At 62.9% G+C, this 17754-nt stretch carries 18 protein-coding genes; 15 read left to right on the forward strand and 3 right to left on the reverse strand.

Annotated elements, in window-relative coordinates; all coding sequences use genetic code 11:
• The 7 genes from AC04SF_RS18040 to AC04SF_RS18070 form a co-directional block, all read left to right on the forward strand.
• On the forward strand, window positions 1–149 hold a 149-nt coding region (locus AC04SF_RS18040), incomplete at its 5' end, for a 2-oxo acid dehydrogenase subunit E2 (RefSeq protein ID WP_441940751.1).
• 14 nt (window positions 150–163) lie between these two features.
• On the forward strand, window positions 164–586 hold the full coding sequence (locus tag AC04SF_RS18045) for a hypothetical protein (RefSeq protein ID WP_488478935.1): 423 nt from the start codon (window positions 164–166) through the stop codon (window positions 584–586).
• Window positions 583–1221, forward strand: coding sequence for an SGNH/GDSL hydrolase family protein (locus tag AC04SF_RS18050; RefSeq protein WP_488479180.1), 639 nt, complete (start codon window positions 583–585; stop codon window positions 1219–1221). The genes AC04SF_RS18045 and AC04SF_RS18050 overlap by 4 nt, the downstream gene beginning before the upstream one ends.
• A gap of 16 nt (window positions 1222–1237) precedes the next feature.
• Window positions 1238–2686, forward strand: a complete 1449-nt coding sequence (gene lpdA / locus AC04SF_RS18055) for a dihydrolipoyl dehydrogenase (protein WP_488478936.1) — start codon at window positions 1238–1240, stop codon at window positions 2684–2686.
• 99 nt (window positions 2687–2785) lie between these two features.
• On the forward strand, window positions 2786–3043 hold the full coding sequence (locus AC04SF_RS18060) for a GlsB/YeaQ/YmgE family stress response membrane protein (protein WP_292185575.1): 258 nt from the start codon (window positions 2786–2788) through the stop codon (window positions 3041–3043).
• A gap of 137 nt (window positions 3044–3180) precedes the next feature.
• On the forward strand, window positions 3181–4146 hold the full coding sequence (gene lipA, locus AC04SF_RS18065) for a lipoyl synthase (protein ID WP_488478937.1): 966 nt from the start codon (window positions 3181–3183) through the stop codon (window positions 4144–4146).
• A gap of 10 nt (window positions 4147–4156) precedes the next feature.
• A complete protein-coding gene (locus tag AC04SF_RS18070; RefSeq protein ID WP_488478938.1) occupies window positions 4157–4603 on the forward strand; it encodes a type II toxin-antitoxin system RatA family toxin in 447 nt (148 codons plus the stop codon).
• A gap of 133 nt (window positions 4604–4736) precedes the next feature.
• Here the strand turns inward: AC04SF_RS18070 and AC04SF_RS18075 are convergent, their stop codons facing one another.
• Both AC04SF_RS18075 and AC04SF_RS18080 read right to left on the reverse strand, forming a co-directional pair.
• Window positions 4737–5219: a CinA family protein gene (locus tag AC04SF_RS18075; RefSeq protein WP_488478939.1), complete on the reverse strand. Its 483-nt coding sequence runs from the start codon at window positions 5217–5219 to the stop codon at window positions 4737–4739.
• On the reverse strand, window positions 5216–6439 hold the full coding sequence (locus AC04SF_RS18080; RefSeq protein ID WP_096445826.1) for a bifunctional 2-C-methyl-D-erythritol 4-phosphate cytidylyltransferase/2-C-methyl-D-erythritol 2,4-cyclodiphosphate synthase: 1224 nt from the start codon (window positions 6437–6439) through the stop codon (window positions 5216–5218). Before AC04SF_RS18080 ends, AC04SF_RS18075 begins: the two co-directional genes overlap by 4 nt.
• A 231-nt stretch (window positions 6440–6670) precedes the next feature.
• Between AC04SF_RS18080 and dusB the strand changes: the two genes are divergently transcribed.
• The 8 genes from dusB to hflX all read left to right on the forward strand — a co-directional run bounded on the left by dusB (window position 6671) and on the right by hflX (window position 16808).
• Window positions 6671–7699, forward strand: a complete 1029-nt coding sequence (gene dusB, locus AC04SF_RS18085; RefSeq protein ID WP_488478940.1) for a tRNA dihydrouridine synthase DusB — start codon at window positions 6671–6673, stop codon at window positions 7697–7699.
• Window positions 7696–8838: a two-component system sensor histidine kinase NtrB gene (locus AC04SF_RS18090; protein ID WP_096445831.1), complete on the forward strand. Its 1143-nt coding sequence runs from the start codon at window positions 7696–7698 to the stop codon at window positions 8836–8838. The genes dusB and AC04SF_RS18090 overlap by 4 nt, the downstream gene beginning before the upstream one ends.
• Window positions 8835–10295, forward strand: coding sequence for a nitrogen regulation protein NR(I) (gene ntrC / locus AC04SF_RS18095; protein ID WP_019858034.1), 1461 nt, complete (start codon window positions 8835–8837; stop codon window positions 10293–10295). The genes AC04SF_RS18090 and ntrC overlap by 4 nt, the downstream gene beginning before the upstream one ends.
• A 128-nt stretch (window positions 10296–10423) precedes the next feature.
• Window positions 10424–12709 carry a sensor histidine kinase NtrY-like gene (locus AC04SF_RS18100; RefSeq protein WP_488478941.1) on the forward strand — a complete coding sequence of 762 codons (2286 nt, stop codon included), beginning with the start codon at window positions 10424–10426 and terminating at the stop codon, window positions 12707–12709.
• A complete protein-coding gene (gene ntrX / locus AC04SF_RS18105; RefSeq protein ID WP_096445838.1) occupies window positions 12699–14060 on the forward strand; it encodes a nitrogen assimilation response regulator NtrX in 1362 nt (453 codons plus the stop codon). The genes AC04SF_RS18100 and ntrX overlap by 11 nt, the downstream gene beginning before the upstream one ends.
• A gap of 101 nt (window positions 14061–14161) precedes the next feature.
• The gene (locus AC04SF_RS18110; RefSeq protein ID WP_488478942.1) at window positions 14162–15025 is read left to right on the forward strand and encodes a D-amino-acid transaminase; all 864 of its coding nucleotides are present in this window, start codon (window positions 14162–14164) and stop codon (window positions 15023–15025) included.
• A 145-nt stretch (window positions 15026–15170) separates the two neighbouring features.
• Window positions 15171–15416 carry an RNA chaperone Hfq gene (gene hfq / locus AC04SF_RS18115; RefSeq protein ID WP_006202172.1) on the forward strand — a complete coding sequence of 82 codons (246 nt, stop codon included), beginning with the start codon at window positions 15171–15173 and terminating at the stop codon, window positions 15414–15416.
• A complete protein-coding gene (gene hflX, locus AC04SF_RS18120) occupies window positions 15417–16808 on the forward strand; it encodes a GTPase HflX (RefSeq protein WP_488478943.1) in 1392 nt (463 codons plus the stop codon).
• Between the two features lie 62 nt (window positions 16809–16870).
• Here the strand turns inward: hflX and mazG are convergent, their stop codons facing one another.
• Window positions 16871–17695 carry a nucleoside triphosphate pyrophosphohydrolase gene (gene mazG, locus AC04SF_RS18125; RefSeq protein WP_488478944.1) on the reverse strand — a complete coding sequence of 275 codons (825 nt, stop codon included), beginning with the start codon at window positions 17693–17695 and terminating at the stop codon, window positions 16871–16873.
• Between the last annotated feature and the right edge of the window lie 59 nt (window positions 17696–17754).

The following is a 17754-nucleotide window of genomic DNA, read 5'->3' on the forward strand; positions in this document are numbered from 1 at the left end:
CGGTGGTCAAGAATGGCGAGATCAAAATCGCGACTGTCATGTCGGTGACCTTGTCGACCGACCATCGCGCCGTCGACGGAGCGCTCGGCGCCGAACTGCTGGTCGCCTTCAAGCGGCTCATCGAGAACCCGATGGGCATGCTGGTCTAGGAAGGGAAAAGGCGGTGCGGAAATTCTTCACCAGCCTTTTTGCCTTCATCCTTTCGGGTTTTGTCGGCGGCCTGGTCGCGCAGCAACTGGCCGTCGCTACTGGTGCCGAGGAAGAATACATCATCGTCTTCATGTTCTCGGTGCTGGTGACGTGTGTCGTCACCTTCGTCTTCTTCGTGGCGCAGTTGATGAATGATCCGGTTGCGGCCGCGGCCAGGACAGGCAAGTGGACACTGATTGTTTTTGTGGTGTTGCTCGTCCTGTTGATCGCGCTGATCCTCTACAGCGATAGCAGCGCCGCGGTGGTGAAGAAGGACATTCCAATGGTAGCCGGCCTTGGTCTGCCGGGCCTGGTGACCATCATTTTGCAATGGCTGTTCGTGCGCTGGCGCGTGAGACGCGGTTTGATCAAAGCACAAATGGGTGTGAGTGCATGAAGACAGTTCTTTGCTACGGCGACTCGCTGACCTGGGGACACAACCCGGAGACTTTGGGTCGACATGACTATGAGGATCAATGGCCGACCGCGCTGGCGACAGCGCTCGGACCGGGCTTCCGCGTCATAGCCGAGGGACTGGGCGGTCGCACCACAGCCTATGACGACTTCCTGTCGGCCGCGGACCGAAACGGCGCGCGGGTATTGCCGACGGTCCTGAGCACGCATTCGCCGATCGATCTGATCGTCATGATGCTTGGCTCGAACGACATGAAGCCGTCTATACACGGCAGCGCCGTCATAGCGTCCTATGGCATGCGGCGCCTCGTTGAGATCGTGCGAGGGCACGCTTATCCATTCGGCGGTGTCGCCCCCAAAATTATCCTGGTTTCGCCTCCGCATATCGTGGAGACCCGCAAGGCGGACTACGCCGAAATGCTGGGAACGGGCGCAATCGAGTCGCCCAAGCTCGCCGGCTTTTATCAAATCGCCGCCGAGGAGTTGGGCTGCGGCTTTTTTGATGCCGCGACCGTCGCCAGATGTACACCGCTCGACGGCGTCCATCTCGATGCAGAGAATACGCGCAGCATCGGCACGGCATTGGCGCCAGTCGTGCGCGGCGTGCTGGAATTGTGATTGAAGGAGAAAATCCGTGGCTGAGAACTACGACGTCATCATCATCGGCTCAGGCCCCGGCGGCTATGTCACGGCGGTGCGTTCCGCCCAGCTTGGCTTCAAGACGGCGATCGTCGAGCGCGAGCATCTCGGCGGCATCTGCCTCAACTGGGGCTGCATCCCGACCAAGGCGTTGCTGCGTTCGGCCGAGATCATGCACTATTCCGATCACTTGAAGGATTACGGGTTGAAGCTCGAAGGTGGCAAGATCAGCGCCGATACCGCCGCCGTCGTCGACCGCTCGCGCAAAGTTTCGCTGCGGCTCAATGGCGGCGTTGCCTTCCTGATGAAGAAGAACAAGGTCGACGTCATCTGGGGCGAAGCCAAGCTGTCGAAGCCCGGCGAGGTCGTCGTCTCCAAGACGGCCAAGAAGCCAATGGAGCCGCAGCCGCCGGTGCCGAAGGGCGTCAAAGGCGAGGGCACCTACACCGCCAAGCACATCATCCTGGCGACCGGTGCGCGCCCGCGCGCGTTGCCCGGCATCGAGCCGGACGGCAGGCTGATCTGGACCTATTTCGAAGCCATGGTGCCGAAGGAGATGCCGAAGTCGCTGCTGGTGATGGGCTCGGGCGCCATCGGCATCGAATTCGCCTCTTTCTACCGCACCATGGGCGCCGACGTGACGGTGGTCGAACTGCTGCCGGCGGTAATGCCGGTCGAGGATGCCGAAGTCTCGAAATTCGCGCAAAAGCAGTTCGAGAAGCAAGGCATGAAGATCATCCTCGAAGCCAAGGTGACCAAGGTCGAGAAGGGCGCGAACTCGGTCACCGCGCATGTCGAGATGAAGGACGGCAAGGTCGAGAAGATCACCGCCGACCGCATGATCTCGGCCGTCGGCGTGCAGGGCAATATCGAGAACCTCGGCCTCGAAGCGCTCGGCGTGAAGACCGACCGCGGCTGCGTCGTCGTCGACGGCTACGGCAAGACCAATGTGCCGGGCATCTACGCCATCGGCGATGTCGCCGGCCCGCCCATGCTTGCTCACAAGGCCGAACACGAGGGCGTTGTGTGCGTGGAGAAAATCGCGAACTTCCCCGGCGTGCACGCCATCGACAAGCTCAAGATCCCCGGCTGCACCTATTGCAACCCGCAGGTCGCCTCCGTCGGCCTGACGGAAGCCAAGGCCAAGGCCGAGGGCAAGGATATCCGCGTCGGCCGCTTCCAGTTCGCAGCCAACGGCAAGGCGATCGCGCTGGGCGAGGACCAGGGCTTCATCAAGACCATCTTCGACAAGAAGACCGGTCAGTTGCTCGGCGCCCATATGGTCGGCGCCGAAGTGACCGAGCTGATCCAGGGCTTTGTCGTGGCTATGAACCTCGAAACGACCGAGGAAGAACTGATGCACACCATCTTCCCGCATCCGACACTGTCGGAGATGATGAAGGAAAGCGTGCTCGACGCCTATGGCCGCGCCTTGAACGCATGATAGATTCGCCGCAGGAGACTCAGCCGCGAACGCCCTGGGAACTCGGCGGCAAGGCAGTTCGTTTCCGGATGCATTTTTACATGCGCAAGGAGAAGGCATATGCACTTGAACGGCGTGGGCTGGATCGCAGCCATCATCATCGGCGGCTTGGCAGGCTGGTTCGCCGAAATGTTCATGAAGAGCAACACCGGCATTTTCATGAACATTGTCATGGGCATCGTTGGTGCGGTCGTGTTGAACGCCATCCTTCAAGCGCTCAATGTCGGCCCGTTCGGCGTCGGCTGGATCGCTTATCTGATCACCGGCTTCATCGGTGCCTGCCTGCTGATCTGGGTCGGTCGCCTGGTGCGCCGCTAGCCGATATTGTTCCCTTCTATGCGAAAACGGTTGTAGCGGCATGCGCCGCTGCAGCCTTTTTCTTTGTGCCGAAAAGTCCTAGATGACGTAAAAGTGACGATCGCCGACGGGCGGTCGCAAGAAAAGCCAGGGTTCAGATGGTCACTGTCCTCGACACGATCGCCAACGCGCCGCGGCTGCGGCACCCCGAGAAGGCGCACAAGCCCGACCAGGAGGTGTTGCGCAAGCCGGACTGGATCCGCGTCAAGGCGCCGGTCTCAAAAGGGTACGCCGAGACACGCGAGATCGTGAAATCGCATAAGCTGGTGACGGTCTGCGAAGAGGCCGGCTGCCCCAACATCGGCGAGTGCTGGGAAAAGAAGCACGCCACCTTCATGATCATGGGCGAAATCTGCACGCGCGCCTGCGCCTTCTGCAATGTCGCCACCGGCATTCCGACCGCGCTCGATGCCGATGAGCCGGCCCGTGTCGCGCATGCCGTCAAGCAGATGGGGCTCAGCCACGTCGTCATCACCTCGGTCGACCGCGACGATCTCGCCGATGGCGGCGCGCAGCACTTCGCCGAAGTGATCCGGGCGATCCGCGCGGCGACGCCCTCAACAACGATCGAAATTCTGACGCCCGATTTCCTGCGCAAGGACGGCGCGCTGGAGATCGTCGTGGCGGCGAAGCCCGACGTCTTCAACCACAATCTCGAAACCGTGCCGTCGAACTATCTGACGGTTCGGCCGGGCGCCCGCTATTTCCACTCGATCCGGCTGTTGCAGCGGGTCAAGGAACTCGACCCCTCGATCTTCACCAAGTCCGGCATAATGGTCGGCCTGGGCGAGGAGCGGAATGAGATCCTGCAGCTTATGGACGATTTGCGTTCGGCCAATGTCGACTTCATGACCATCGGCCAATATCTGCAGCCGTCGAAGAAGCACCATCCGGTGATCCGCTTCGTCACCCCCGAGGAGTTCAAGTCCTTCGAGACGATCGGCCGGACCAAGGGTTTCCTGCTGGTGGCATCGAGCCCGCTGACGCGCTCATCGCACCATGCCGGCGACGATTTCGCCCGACTGCGCGCGGCGCGGGAAGCGCAGCTCCAGAAATCGGTCTAGCGCTGGTTGTATGCCGAAATTCGAAGCCACCCGCCGCGTTGCCCATACGCCGCAGCAGATGTTTGCATTGGTTGCCGATGTCGAGGCCTATCCGCAATTCCTGCCGCTTTGCGAAGCGCTGACGGTGCGTTCGCGCAAGGAACGTGACGGACGCACTGTTCTCCTCGCCGACATGAGCATCGGCTACAAGGCGATCCGCGAGACCTTCACCACGCAGGTGCTGCTGAAGCCCGACGAGAAGACCATCGACGTCAAATATATCGACGGCCCGTTCAAATACCTCAGCAACATCTGGCGCTTCGACCCGGCCGGCAGCGGTTGCGAGGTCCACTTCTTCATCGACTACGAGTTCAAGAGCCGCATTCTCGGCGTGCTGATGGGAACGATGTTCGACCGCGGCTTCCGCATGTTTTCCGAGGCCTTCGAGAAGCGTGCCGACATCATCTACGGCGTTTAGAGCAATTCCAGGAAAAGTGTGAGCGGTTTTCCGCCTGGGATTGCGTCAAAACAAAGAGTTAGAGCGTTTCTCCGTTTCCATGAAACGGTGAAACACTCTAGCCGGCCTGACGCTATCGCGGTGAATCCGCGCTTTATCCAAGCGCGCGCAGGCCGAGTTGCAGCGCGTGTCTTACCGTTTCGTGCCGGATGAATTCGCGGCCCTTGTGGCCAAACAGCTGGCGCTCGGCGACAACCGGCTGGTCGGTGAGCGCAAGGCCGAACCAGACGAGACCGACCGGCTTGTCGGCCGAACCGCCGCTTGGGCCGGCAATGCCGGTGACGGCAAGAGAAAGGCTCGCGCGCGAATGCGCCAGCGCGCCGGCCGCCATCTCCAGCACCGTTTCGCGCGACACGGCTCCGTGCGCGTCAAGTGTTTCGGCGGAAACGCCGAGCATCTCCATCTTGGCTTCGTTGGAATAGGTGATGAAGCCGCGGTCGACCACGGCGGAGGAGCCGGCAATGTCGGTGAGCGCGGCGATGATCAGGCCGCCGGTGCAGCTCTCGGCTGTCGCCAGCATGATGCCGCGTCGCTGGCAGGCGAGCAGCAGGGCGTTTGCGAGCTCGGCGTTGCTCATTCCGGCACCTCGCCAGGAAACACCACGCTGGCGGTGGCGATCGCGGCGATGCCTTCTTCGCGACCGACAAAGCCGAGTTTCTCATTGGTTGTCGCCTTGATCGAGATGCGGTCGGCGGAAATGCCCAGCATCTGCGACAGGGCTGCCGTCATCGCCTCGCGATGCGGGCCGACGCGCGGCGCCTCGCAGATCAGCGTGATGTCTGCATTGGCGATGCGTCCACCGCGCTCGCGCACCACTTTGGCCGCATGCTCGACGAAGATCCGCGACGCAGCACCCTTCCATTGCGGATCGGACGGCGGGAAATGCGTGCCGATATCGCCGGCGCCACAGGTCGCCAGCAGCGCATCGGTCAAGGCGTGCAGGCCGACATCGGCATCGGAATGGCCGGACAGTTTTTTGCCGTGCGGAATGGCGACGCCGCACAGGGTGACATGATCGCCAGGCTCGAAGGCGTGGACGTCATAGCCGTTGCCGGTGCGGATGTCGGGGAAGTGTGTGCGTTCGCTGGAAAGCCGCTGGTGCGCCATCGCGATGTCCCGTGCCCAGGTGAGTTTGACATTGTCCGGTGAGCCGGGAACCAGCTTGACCGGAATATGCGCCCATTCGGCGATGGCCGCGTCGTCGGTGAAGTCCAGCCGGCCCAGCTGATGGGCCTTGTCGTGTGCGGCAAGGATCGGCCCGTAGGGGAACCCTTGCGGTGTTTGCGCCGCATGGAGCCCGCTGCGGGAAACGGTCTCCGCGACCACGCCGGCAGCCGACTCGCGCTTCAGCGTGTCGGCGACGGGCAGGGCGGGCAACGCCCCCTCGTTCTCGCCGATGGCGGCGATGGTGCGGTCGATCAAGTCCGCGTCGACGAACGGTCGGACGGCATCATGAATCAGAACCTGGTCCGGCGCGTGGTCTTTGAGCGCAAGCAGCCCCAGCCGGACGGACTCCTGCCGGGTCGGCCCGCCAATGACGGCGGTGACACGCCGAGCCTGGGTGCCCGCCGCCTGCCGAAACAGTTCGTGGTCGTCGGCGTGGATGGCGACGACAATCCGGCCGGTTCGCGGATGCGCCAGAAACATCTCCAGCGTATGCGCAATGACGGCTCGACCACCGATGTTCTGGTACTGCTTGGGTCCGTTGGCCTGTCCGGCACGCGCGCCGCGGCCGGCGGCGACAATCACCACCGCAACCCCACCTGTCGCGCTTGCGTTTTCAGTTCCGTCAGTCATGGCGATTGGCTTAGCGCACGATCCCCAAAAGTGTAATTGGTTTTCCAAAAAGATCGTGCGTCAAATATGAACTCCAAAGCATCTTGAAGGACGCGCGGGCCCTGGTTGCGGCAAAAAATCGAAGGCCGGGATTTTCCCAATTGCGCCTTAATGTGGCGTCATTCCGCGTTGCACATTGCGGCCGATATGGCTAGAGAATGTGCAACGAATGGACGTGCTTGGTTTTTGTGCATGGTTAACCTGACCAAATTGGCCGCGCCTCTCGACGTCGGCGGCGTGGAAATCCGCAATCGCGTATTCCTCGCGCCGATGTCGGGTATCACCGACGAGCCTTTCCGGCGACGCGCCCATGCGCATGGCGCGGGCCTGGTCGTGTCCGAAATGGTGGCAAGCGGCGAACTCGCCAAGGGCAGGACCGGCTTCGACCTGCGCATACGTCATTCCGGCCTCCCCGTCCATATGGTGCAGCTGGCCGGCCGCGAAGCGGCACACATGGCCGAGGGCGCGCGCATCGCCGCCGGCGAGGGCGCCGACATCATCGATATCAACATGGGCTGCCCAGCCAAGAAGGTCACCGGCGGTTATGCCGGCTCGGCATTGATGCTGGATCTCGAGCACGCGCTGTCGCTGATCGAGGCCGTGGTCGGCGCGGTCAAGGTACCGGTGACGGTCAAGATGCGGCTCGGCTGGGACGAAGGCGCGCTCAATGCGCCCGTCCTGGCGCGCCGTGCCGAGCAGGCGGGTGTCAAGATGGTGACGGTGCACGGCCGCACGCGCTGCCAGTTCTATCAGGGCAAGGCCGACTGGCGCGCCATCGCCCGCGTCAAGGACGCCGTGTCCATACCGGTCGTTGCCAATGGGGATGTCTGCTCTCCCGCCGAGGCCGCCGCCATCCTAGACCAATCCGGCGCCGATGCGGTGATGGTCGGCCGCGCGCATTACGGCGCGCCGTGGATCGCCGGTGGCATCGCAGCCGCGGCGGCAGGCGAAACAGCCTCCGACGTGCCGCAGAATCCCACGGCTTTGGCCGATTATATCGTCGCCCATTACGAGGACATGCTGGCGCTTTATGGCGTCGAGAGCGGATTGCGCCAGGCGCGCAAGCATCTGGGCTGGTATTTCGATCGCCATGCCGTCGGCGTCGCCGATGACGACCGAAAAGCCATCCTGACCACGTTCGAGCCGGCCCGCGTCATTGCCTTGCTGCGCAATGTGTTCTCGCGTGATCCGCAACCCTTGAACCTGCGGAGCGCCGCATGAACGCCACCGCTGGCCAAGGCATCGAGACGCCGAATGCCGCCCAGATCGTCCTCAACACCATCCGTCGACCGGTGATCATGATCAGCGAGGAAGGGTTCATCACCTTCGCCAATGCTGATGCCGAGGACTTCTTTCGCTCCAGCGCGACCATGCTGGCGCGCAACACCCTGTCCAAGCTGATTCCCTTCGGCAGCCCGCTGCTGACGCTGGTCGATCAGGTGCGCGAGCGCCGGGCTCCGGTCAACGAATATCGGGTCGACGTGTCGTCGCCACGCCTCGGCATCGAGAAGGTCGTCGATCTTTATGTCGCGCCGGTGCCGGAATTCCCGGGGGCCGTCGTGGTCATGTTCCAGGAGCGGTCGATGGCCGACAAGATCGACCGGCAAATGACGCATCGCGGTGCGGCGCGCTCGGTGACCGGCCTGGCGGCGATGCTTGCCCATGAGATCAAGAACCCGCTCTCCGGCATCCGCGGCGCCGCGCAGTTGCTCGAATTGTCTGCCTCCGACGAAGACCGAGCGCTGACCCGGCTGATCACCGACGAGACGGACCGCATCGTCTCGCTGGTCGATCGCATGGAGGTGTTTTCCGACGAGCGGCCGATCGATCGTTATCCCGTCAACATCCATGTCGTGCTCGACCATGTGAAGGCGATCGCCAAGAACGGTTTTGCCAAGAAAGTCAGGATATTGGAGGACTATGATCCATCATTGCCTCCGGTATTCGCCAACCGCGACCAGCTGATCCAAGTGTTCCTGAACCTGGTCAAGAACGCCGCCGAGGCGATCGGCAGCGACCCGCAGGGCGAGATCGTGCTGTCGACCGCCTTCCGGCCGGGCATTCGCGTTTCGGTTCCAGGCACACAGGACCGTGTCTCGTTGCCGCTGGAGTTCTGCGTGCGCGACAATGGCTCCGGCGTCTCGGAGGACATTCTGCCGATCCTGTTCGATCCCTTCATCACCACCAAGCCGAACGGCTCGGGGCTGGGGTTGGCGCTGGTCGCCAAGATCGTCGGCGAGCATGGCGGCATCATCGAATGCGATTCGACCCCACGCGGAACCACCTTCCGCATCCTGATGCCGGCCTGGAAGGAAACGCCGTTCGGCGCTGAAGAAGACGGTGAAGGAGACCGCAAATGACGGTTCGCGGCAATATTCTCGTCGCCGATGACGACGCGGCGATCCGCACGGTGCTCAATCAGGCTCTCTCGCGCGTCGGTCATGAAGTGCGCGTCACCTCCAACGCCTCGACCTTGTGGCGTTGGGTGGCGGCCGGCGAGGGCGACCTCGTCATCACCGACGTGGTGATGCCGGACGAGAACGCCTTCGACATGCTGCCGCGCATCAAGAAGGCACGGCCGGAACTGCCGGTCATCGTGATGAGCGCCCAGAACACATTCATGACGGCGATCCGCGCCTCCGAGACCGGTGCCTACGAATATCTGCCAAAACCGTTCGACCTGACCGAACTGCTCAACATCGTCAACCGGGCGCTGTCGGAGCCAAGGCGGCCGAAGATCGATGCGCGGCCGGATGAGCAGCCTGAAACCATGCCGCTGGTCGGCCGCTCGGCGGCCATGCAGGACATCTACCGCATGCTGGCGCGCATGATGCAGACTGACCTGACGGTGATGATCTCGGGCGAATCCGGCACCGGCAAGGAACTAGTGGCGCGCGCCCTGCACGAATATGGCCGCCGTCGCGGCGGGCCGTTCGTTGCCATCAACATGGCGGCAATCCCGCGCGACCTGATCGAATCGGAGCTGTTCGGCCACGAGAAGGGCGCTTTCACCGGTGCCCAGAACCGTTCCACCGGCCGTTTCGAGCAGGCCGAGGGCGGCACGCTGTTCCTCGACGAGATCGGCGACATGCCGATGGAGGCGCAGACGCGCCTGCTACGCGTCCTGCAGCAGGGCGAATACACCACGGTCGGCGGCCGCACGCCGATCAAGACCGATGTGCGCATCGTCGCCGCCACCAACAAGGATCTGCGCACGCTGATCAACCAGGGACTGTTCCGCGAGGATCTGTTCTATCGCCTCAACGTCGTGCCGCTCAGGCTGCCGGCATTGCGCGAGCGTTCCGAGGACGTGCCCGACCTCGTGCGCCACTTCTTCAAGCTTGGCGAGATGGAAGGGCTGCAGACCAAGCGCATCTCTTCCGGCGGCATCGAACTCATGAAGCGCTACCCCTGGCCGGGCAATGTGCGCGAATTGGAAAACCTCGTTCGCCGGCTTGCCGCGCTCTATTCGCAGGACGAGATTTCCGCCGAGATCATCGAGGCGGAACTGAAGACCGGCGAGCGCCCCGTGGTACCCGGCGGCGGCAACCTCATTCCCGACGACCTCTCCATCGGCCAGGCGGTCGAGCATTTCCTGCAGCGTTATTTCGCCTCGTTTGCCGGCGAATTGCCGCCCGCCGGGCTCTACCAGCGCATTCTGTCCGAAGTCGAATATCCGCTGGTCCTGGCCTCGATGACGGCAACCCGCGGCAACCAGATCAAGGCTGCGGAACTGCTGGGGCTGAACCGCAACACGCTACGCAAGAAGATTCGCGAACTGGGCGTCAACGTCTACAAATCGTCGCGGCCGGGCTGAGCGCTGATCTGACGCACTCTTTTCAGGGGACTGAGCGGCGAAACATTTCCGCCATTGTCACACTTGTTGCATAATCGCCACAATGCGTTGCATAGATCGGACGCAATCATTGGCTCCCAGACGGCGACATGGCTCCGCAGGCACCTGTACTCAACCAACCGCTTTTCAGCGAACCCGGCGCGCGCGACGGGCGCCGTTTGCTGGCGCTGCCCGGCGTCGTGGCGGTCGTCGGCGCGCTGGTCATGGCCGCCATTTCGTTCACCATCCTGGTCGGCGCGACGCCGATCGCGCCTGACGCCAGGACGACCTGGGCGCTGATCGCGCTCAACGCCGCCTTCGTGCTTTTCCTCAGCGCGCTGGTCGGACGCGAGGTGCATCGCATCGTCATGGCGCGCCGGCACGGCAAGGCGGCCTCGCGCCTGCATGTGCGCATCGTCGCCATGTTCGCGCTGGTCGCCGCCATCCCCGCCATCATGGTGGCGATCATCGCCTCGATCACGCTCGACATCGGCCTCGACCGCTGGTTCGAGATCCGCACCAAGACAATCGTCAATTCCTCGCTGTCGATCGCCGATGCCTATGTTCAGGAAAATGCCCGCAATTTGCAGGGCACGACATTGTCGATGGCCTATGACCTCGATGCGTCGCGCACGCTCTACGGCCTTGATCGCACAGGCTTTCTCGACCTCCTGAACAAGGAGGCGGTGGGCCGGTCGCTGGCCCATGCGGCGCTGATCAAGCCCGACGGCTCGTTCGTCATGAGCGCCAAGACGGATGCCGACTTCGCCATGCCGGAACCGCCGGAAGGCTCAGTCAGCAGCGCCACCGAAGGAAAACCGGTGCTGATCGAGCCGCGCACCCGCAACATCATGGGCGCCATCGTCAAGCTGCGCGAGATCGAGGGCCTCTACCTCTACACCATCCGCCTTGTCGATCCCGAGGTGATCAAGGCGCGGCAGATCGTCAGGTCCAACACCGACGAATACCGCAACCTCGAAGACAACAGGCGCACCTCGCAAGTGGCCTTCGCGCTGCCCTACCTATCGCTGACCCTGATCATCATCCTGTCGGCAATCTGGACCGGCATTGCCGTCGCCGACCGTCTCGTGCGGCCCATTCGCCAGCTTATCGGTGCCGCCGATGAGGTGGCGACCGGCAATCTCGACGTCGCGGTTCCCGTCAGGCCTTCGGACGGCGATGTCGCCTCGCTCGGCGATACCTTCAACAAGATGTTGCTGGAGCTCAAATCGCAACGCAACGAGATCTTGTCGGCAAAGGACCTGATCGACGAGCGGCGGCGCTTTTCGGAAGCCGTGCTCGCGGGCGTCACTGCCGGTGTCATTGGCGTCGATCCCTACGGCATCGTCACCATCGTCAACCGTTCAGCCGAATCGATGCTGGCCATCTCCGCCAGTGCCGCACTCGGGCAGAATCTTTCCGCCATTCTGCCGCATGTCGGCCGCGTCTTCGAAATCGGCCGCCAGTCGGGCAAGCCCGTCTATCGCGAGCAGGTGACATTCTTCCGCGCCGGAACCGAGCGTACCTTCAACGTGCAGATCACCATCGAGGCGGGCGACGACGGCTCGGAGGAAAAATCCTACGTCGTGACGGTCGACGACATCACCGATCTGGTTCAGGCGCAGCGTTCTTCCGCCTGGGCCGATGTGGCGCGCCGCATCGCCCACGAGATCAAGAACCCGCTGACGCCGATCCAGCTTTCGGCCGAGCGCATCAAGCGCCGCTACGGCAAGGTCATCACCGAAGACCGCGAGGTTTTCGACCAGTGTACCGACACCATCATCCGGCAGGTCGAGGACATCGGCCGCATGGTCGACGAATTCTCCGCCTTCGCGCGCATGCCCAAGCCGGAGATGAAGGCCATCGATCTGCGCGAATCGCTACGCGAGGCGTCGTTCCTGGTCGAAGTCAGCCGCGCCGACATCACCTTCGAGCGGGTTTTCGGCAACGAACCGCTCAAGGGCACGTTCGACAGCCGCCTTCTGGCGCAGGCTTTCGGCAATGTGATCAAGAACGCCGCGGAGGCGATCGACGGACTGGAACAAAAGGACGGTTCGCACGGCATAATCCGGATTCAAGCCGGCCGTCAGAATGGCGCGATTCGAATCGACGTCATCGACAATGGCAAAGGCCTGCCGCGCGAGAATCGCCAACGGCTGCTCGAGCCCTATATGACCACGCGCGAGAAGGGCACCGGGCTCGGTCTCGCTATCGTCAAGAAGATCGTGGAGGACCATGGCGGCAGGCTGGAACTTCATGATGCGCCCGCGGACTTCCATGGCGGCCGCGGGGCGATGATCAGCATCATCCTGCCGCCGGCTGCCGCCACGCCGTTGCGCGGCGAAGGCAAGACGGAACACGAAAGAGAAACTGAAAAGGTCGGTAATGGCGTCTGATATTCTCATCGTCGATGACGAGGAAGACATCCGCGAGCTCGTCGCAGGCATATTGAGCGACGAAGGTCACGAAACCCGTACGGCATTTGATGCCGATAGCGCGCTGGCCGCCATCGCCGACCGGGCGCCGAGGTTGATTTTCCTCGACATCTGGCTGCAGGGCTCGCGCCTGGACGGACTGGCGCTGCTCGACGAGATCAAGACCATGCATCCCAGCCTGCCGGTGGTGATGATCTCCGGCCACGGCAACATCGAAACGGCGGTCTCGGCCATCCGCCGTGGCGCCTATGATTTCATCGAGAAGCCGTTCAAGGCCGACCGGCTGATCCTCATTGCAGAGCGCGCGCTGGAAACCTCGAAGTTGCGGCGCGAGGTTTCCGACCTCAAGCAGCGCAGCGGCGAGACCTTCGACCTGATCGGCATGTCGTCGGCGATGAGCCAGCTGCGCCAGACCATCGAGCGCGTCGCGCCGACCAACAGCCGTGTCATGATCATCGGCCCGTCGGGATCAGGCAAGGAACTGGCGGCGCGCGCCATCCACACGCTGTCGGCGCGCAAGAGCGCGCCGTTCGTGACGCTGAGCGCCGCCAACATCACGCCCGAGCGCATGGAGATCGAACTGTTCGGCACCGAATCGAACGGTGTCGAGCGCAAGGTCGGCGCGCTGGAGGAGGCTCATCGCGGCATCCTCTATATCGACGAAGTGGCCGACATGCCGCGCGAGACACAGAACAAGATCTTGCGCGTGCTGGTCGAGCAGCAGTTCGAGCGGGTAGGGGGCACCAAGCGGGTCAAGGTTGATGTTCGCATCATCTCCTCGACCTCGCAGAACCTGGAAGCCATGATTGCCGACGGGCGTTTCCGCGAGGACCTCTACCATCGCCTGGCGGTGGTTCCGGTGATGGTGCCGGGGCTGGCCGAGCGGCGCGAGGACATTCCCTACCTCGTCGACAATTTCATGAAGCAGATCGCCCGCCAGGCCGGCATCAAGCCGCGCCGCATCGGCGACGACGCGCTGGCCGTGCTGCAGGCGCACAATTGGCCGGGCAACGTGCGCCAGCTGCGCAACAATGTCGAGCGGCTGATGATCCTGGCGCGCGGCGACGACGTCGACGCGCCGATCACCGCAGACCTTTTGCCGTCCGAGATCGGCGATGTCATGCCGCGAACGCCGAATCAGTCCGACCAGCACATCATGGCGCTGCCGTTGCGCGAGGCGCGTGAACAGTTCGAGAAGGACTATCTGATCGCCCAGATCAACCGCTTTGGCGGCAACATCTCGAAGACAGCCGAGTTCATCGGCATGGAACGTTCCGCCCTGCACCGCAAACTGAAGTCGCTGGGCGTCTGACGCGCGCCATCTCCATTGAGCCGCGTGTGGGCCAACCATTTGCCGGTTACGGCAGCGGCGGAATCGCATAAGACAGCCCGAGAATTTCCCAGGGGTCGCCAATGCCACGCATTGCCTATGTCAACGGGCGCTACGTCGCTCACGCCGACGCTTCCGTGCATATCGAGGACCGCGGCTATCAGTTCGCCGACGGCGTCTATGAGGTCTGCGAGGTGGCGCGAGGCTTCATCGTCGACATGCCGCGCCATCTTGCACGGCTCAACCGCTCGCTCACCGAACTGTCGATCGCCTGGCCGGTCGCGCGCAACGTGCTGCCGCTCATCCTGCGCGAAGTGGTCAACCGCAACCAAGTCGTCAACGGCCTTGTCTATGTCCAGGTGACGCGCGGTGTCGCCAGCCGCGACTTTGTTTTCCCGTCGGCGGACACCAAGCCGTCTTTGGTGGTCACTGCCAAAAAGGCAGATCCGGCGGCTGGAGCAAAGCGGGCCGAGACCGGCATCGCGGTCATCACCGTGCCGGAGAATCGCTGGGACCGGGTCGACATCAAGACTGTCGGACTGCTGCCCAATGTATTGGCCAAGCAGAAAGCCAAGGAGGCCGGCGCCCAGGAGGCGTGGTTCGTCGATACCGATGGCAACGTCAAGGAAGGCGGTTCGTCGAACGCCTGGATCGTCACCCGGGACGGTGTCCTGGTCACCAGGCCGGCCGAGCACGGCATTCTGCGCGGGATCACCCGCACAACCATGTTCGAAGTGGCGGCGAAGCTCGGTCTGAAGATCGAAGAGCGCGGTTTTTCCGTTGCCGAAGCCAAGGCGGCGCGCGAGGCGTTCATCAGTTCGGCGACGACGATTGCCATGCCTGTCGTGGCCATTGACGGCGATCCGGTGGCCAACGGGCACCCCGGCTCTGTGACACTTTCGTTGCGGCAGGCCTTTTTTGACATTGCGGAAAAAAGTCCAGCCTGATAACCGCACAGGTGGAATGAACATCAATATATCTCGTTCTGCTTGTCGTTACTGACGACAAGACGGTGTTTGCGCGCTTGACATGTGCCCGACAATTTGGCGCATTGGCTTGCAAACCGAAGGGGATCGGCGAAAGACAAGAACAATGGCGGAACGATCGCAAAACCTTCAGGACCTGTTCCTGAATTCAGTTCGCAAGAGCAAGAACCCGCTCACCATCTTCCTCATCAACGGCGTGAAGCTGACCGGCGTGGTCACTTCGTTCGACAATTTCTGTGTGCTGCTGCGCCGCGACGGTCACTCCCAGCTCGTCTACAAGCACGCCATTTCCACGATCATGCCGAGCCAGCCGGTTCAGATGTTCGATGGTGAGGAAAGCCAGGGCGCCTGATTGGCACGTGAGAAGGACGCGGACGGTACGGTTCGCGGAAAACCAGCGCATCATCCCGGGACGGAAGCCAAGGGGCCGACCCGGGCTGTCGTCATTGTGCCCGTGCTTACCCGCCAGCCGCGCGGCGACGACGAGACGAACCGTCCACGGCTGACGCGTTCGGCCGATGCTCGCCATGACGAGGCGGTCGGCCTCGCCCGCGCCATCAATCTCGACCCCGTCCATACGGCCGTCGTGACCGTCAACGATCCGCGTCCGGCAACCTTGCTCGGCAGCGGCAAGGTCGAAGAGTTCGCCGAGATCGTCAAGGCGAACGACGCGGAACTGGTCATCGTCGACCATCCGCTGACCCCGGTGCAGCAGCGCAATCTCGAGAAGGAACTGCATGCCAAGGTTCTCGACCGCACCGGCTTGATCCTCGAGATCTTCGGCGAGCGAGCCCGCACCAAGGAAGGCACGCTGCAGGTCGAACTTGCGCATCTCAACTACCAGAAGGGCCGCCTGGTCCGCAGCTGGACCCACCTTGAACGCCAGCGCGGCGGCGCCGGCTTCCTAGGCGGCCCCGGCGAAACCCAGATCGAATCCGACCGGCGGCAGTTGCAGGAAAAGATCATCAAGCTGAAGCACGAGCTGGAAACAGTGCGTCGCACCCGCGACCTGCACCGCGCCAAGCGCAAGAAGGTGCCGTTCCCGGTGGTGGCGATCGTCGGCTACACCAATGCCGGCAAGTCGACGCTGTTCAACCGGCTGACCGGAGCGGACGTGCTGGCGCAGGACATGCTGTTCGCCACGCTCGACCCGACGCTGCGCCGCGTGCGCCTGCCGCATGGCACGCCGATCATCCTGTCGGACACGGTCGGTTTCATCTCCGACCTGCCGACGCATCTGATCGCGGCCTTTCGCGCGACGCTGGAAGAGGTGGTCGAGGCCGATCTCGTCATCCATCTGCGCGACATTTCCGATCCCGACACGGCTGCACAGGCCGAGGACGTCGAGCGCATCCTGGCCGACCTCGGTGTCGACGCCAGTGACACCAAGCGCGTGATCGAAGTCTGGAACAAGATCGACCTGCTGGACGAAGGCAACAGGAGCCGGCTGCTCGCCGATGCCGCCGACGGCAGCAAAGGTCCGCCAATCGCCATTTCGGCGGTGACCGGCGAGGGCATCGATGCGCTGAAGGCGGTCATCGAGACACGTATGGCGGGCGAACTCGAAGACCTGACGGTGACGATCGGGCCGGCACAATTTGGCCTCGTCGACTGGCTGTACCGCAATGGCGATATCGTTTCGCGCACCGACAATGAAGATGGCAGCGCCACCCTCTCGCTCAAGGCCACGCAAAGCGCCCGCGGGGAAATCGAAAGCCGATTGCGCCGTAAAAACAACGGCTAGGCCGGAACAATTGCTGGAAAAGTGTATAACGCTTTTCCGTCCCGAATTGCCGGTCAATAGGCCTACTTCGCAGTTTTTGCTTCCTGCCAGAACGCTTCCATCTCGTCCAAGGTGGCCTGTTCCAGCGTGTTGCCGGATTTTTCCAGGGCTCGCTCGACATAGTGGAAGCGCGACCGGAATTTTTCATTGGTGCCGCTCAGCGCGGCTTCCGAATCGAGCTTGAGATGACGGCCGAGATTGACGACGGCGAACAGCATGTCGCCGAACTCGTCCTTGATCGACGCCGTCTCGCCCTTGGCCAGCGCCTCGCGCAACTCGCCGATCTCCTCCTCGATTTTGTCGAGGATAGGGGCAGCTTCGCTCCAGTCGAAGCCGACGCGGGCGGCCTTCTCCTGCAGTTTGAGCGCCCGCGTCAAAGCGGGCAGGGCGACCGGAACGCTGTCCAGAAACCCCTTGCCATTGTCTTCGGGGTCGAGGCCGCGCGCGAGACGGGCTTGCCGCTTCTCCGTCTTCTCCTGCGCCTTGATCTTTTCCCACATGCCCTTGGCCATGCCGGCACTGCGGGCCTCCTCATCGCCGAAGACATGCGGGTGGCGGCGGATCATTTTCGTCGTGATCGCCTGGACCACATCCGGAAAGGCGAATTCACCGGCTTCTTCGGCCATTTGCGCGTGATAGACGACCTGCAGCAGCAGGTCGCCGAGCTCGTCGCGCAGATCGTCGAGGTCGCCGCGCGCGATGGCGTCTGCCACCTCATAGGCCTCCTCGATCGTGTAGGGCGCAATGGTCGAGAAATCCTGCTCGATGTCCCAGGGACAGCCGGTCTTCGGCGCGCGCAACGCCGCCATGATCTCGATCAGCCGCGAAATGTCTTTAGATGGCGTCATGCGGCGGATGCTATCGCGCCGCCCGGCGCGCGGCCAATGCTGTCAGCCGGCGAGGGCGC

The sequence above is a fragment of the Mesorhizobium sp. CNPSo 4671 genome, from assembly GCF_057784245.1.

What these genes read in the sequence shown, in the direction of transcription:
- AC04SF_RS18050 (WP_488479180.1), top strand. Translation starts at nt 583, where the DNA reads ATGAAGACAGTTCTTTGCTACGGCGACTCGCTGACCTGGGGACACAAC.
- AC04SF_RS18060 (WP_292185575.1), top strand. Translation starts at nt 2,786, where the DNA reads ATGCACTTGAACGGCGTGGGCTGGATCGCAGCCATCATCATCGGCGGC.
- lipA (WP_488478937.1), top strand. Translation starts at nt 3,181, where the DNA reads ATGGTCACTGTCCTCGACACGATCGCCAACGCGCCGCGGCTGCGGCAC.
- AC04SF_RS18070 (WP_488478938.1), top strand. Translation starts at nt 4,157, where the DNA reads ATGCCGAAATTCGAAGCCACCCGCCGCGTTGCCCATACGCCGCAGCAG.
- AC04SF_RS18075 (WP_488478939.1), bottom strand. Translation starts at nt 5,219, where the DNA reads ATGAGCAACGCCGAGCTCGCAAACGCCCTGCTGCTCGCCTGCCAGCGA.
- AC04SF_RS18080 (WP_096445826.1), bottom strand. Translation starts at nt 6,439, where the DNA reads ATGACTGACGGAACTGAAAACGCAAGCGCGACAGGTGGGGTTGCGGTG.
- dusB (WP_488478940.1), top strand. Translation starts at nt 6,671, where the DNA reads ATGGTTAACCTGACCAAATTGGCCGCGCCTCTCGACGTCGGCGGCGTG.
- AC04SF_RS18090 (WP_096445831.1), top strand. Translation starts at nt 7,696, where the DNA reads ATGAACGCCACCGCTGGCCAAGGCATCGAGACGCCGAATGCCGCCCAG.
- ntrC (WP_019858034.1), top strand. Translation starts at nt 8,835, where the DNA reads ATGACGGTTCGCGGCAATATTCTCGTCGCCGATGACGACGCGGCGATC.
- AC04SF_RS18100 (WP_488478941.1), top strand. Translation starts at nt 10,424, where the DNA reads ATGGCTCCGCAGGCACCTGTACTCAACCAACCGCTTTTCAGCGAACCC.
- ntrX (WP_096445838.1), top strand. Translation starts at nt 12,699, where the DNA reads ATGGCGTCTGATATTCTCATCGTCGATGACGAGGAAGACATCCGCGAG.
- AC04SF_RS18110 (WP_488478942.1), top strand. Translation starts at nt 14,162, where the DNA reads ATGCCACGCATTGCCTATGTCAACGGGCGCTACGTCGCTCACGCCGAC.
- hfq (WP_006202172.1), top strand. Translation starts at nt 15,171, where the DNA reads ATGGCGGAACGATCGCAAAACCTTCAGGACCTGTTCCTGAATTCAGTT.
- mazG (WP_488478944.1), bottom strand. Translation starts at nt 17,695, where the DNA reads ATGACGCCATCTAAAGACATTTCGCGGCTGATCGAGATCATGGCGGCG.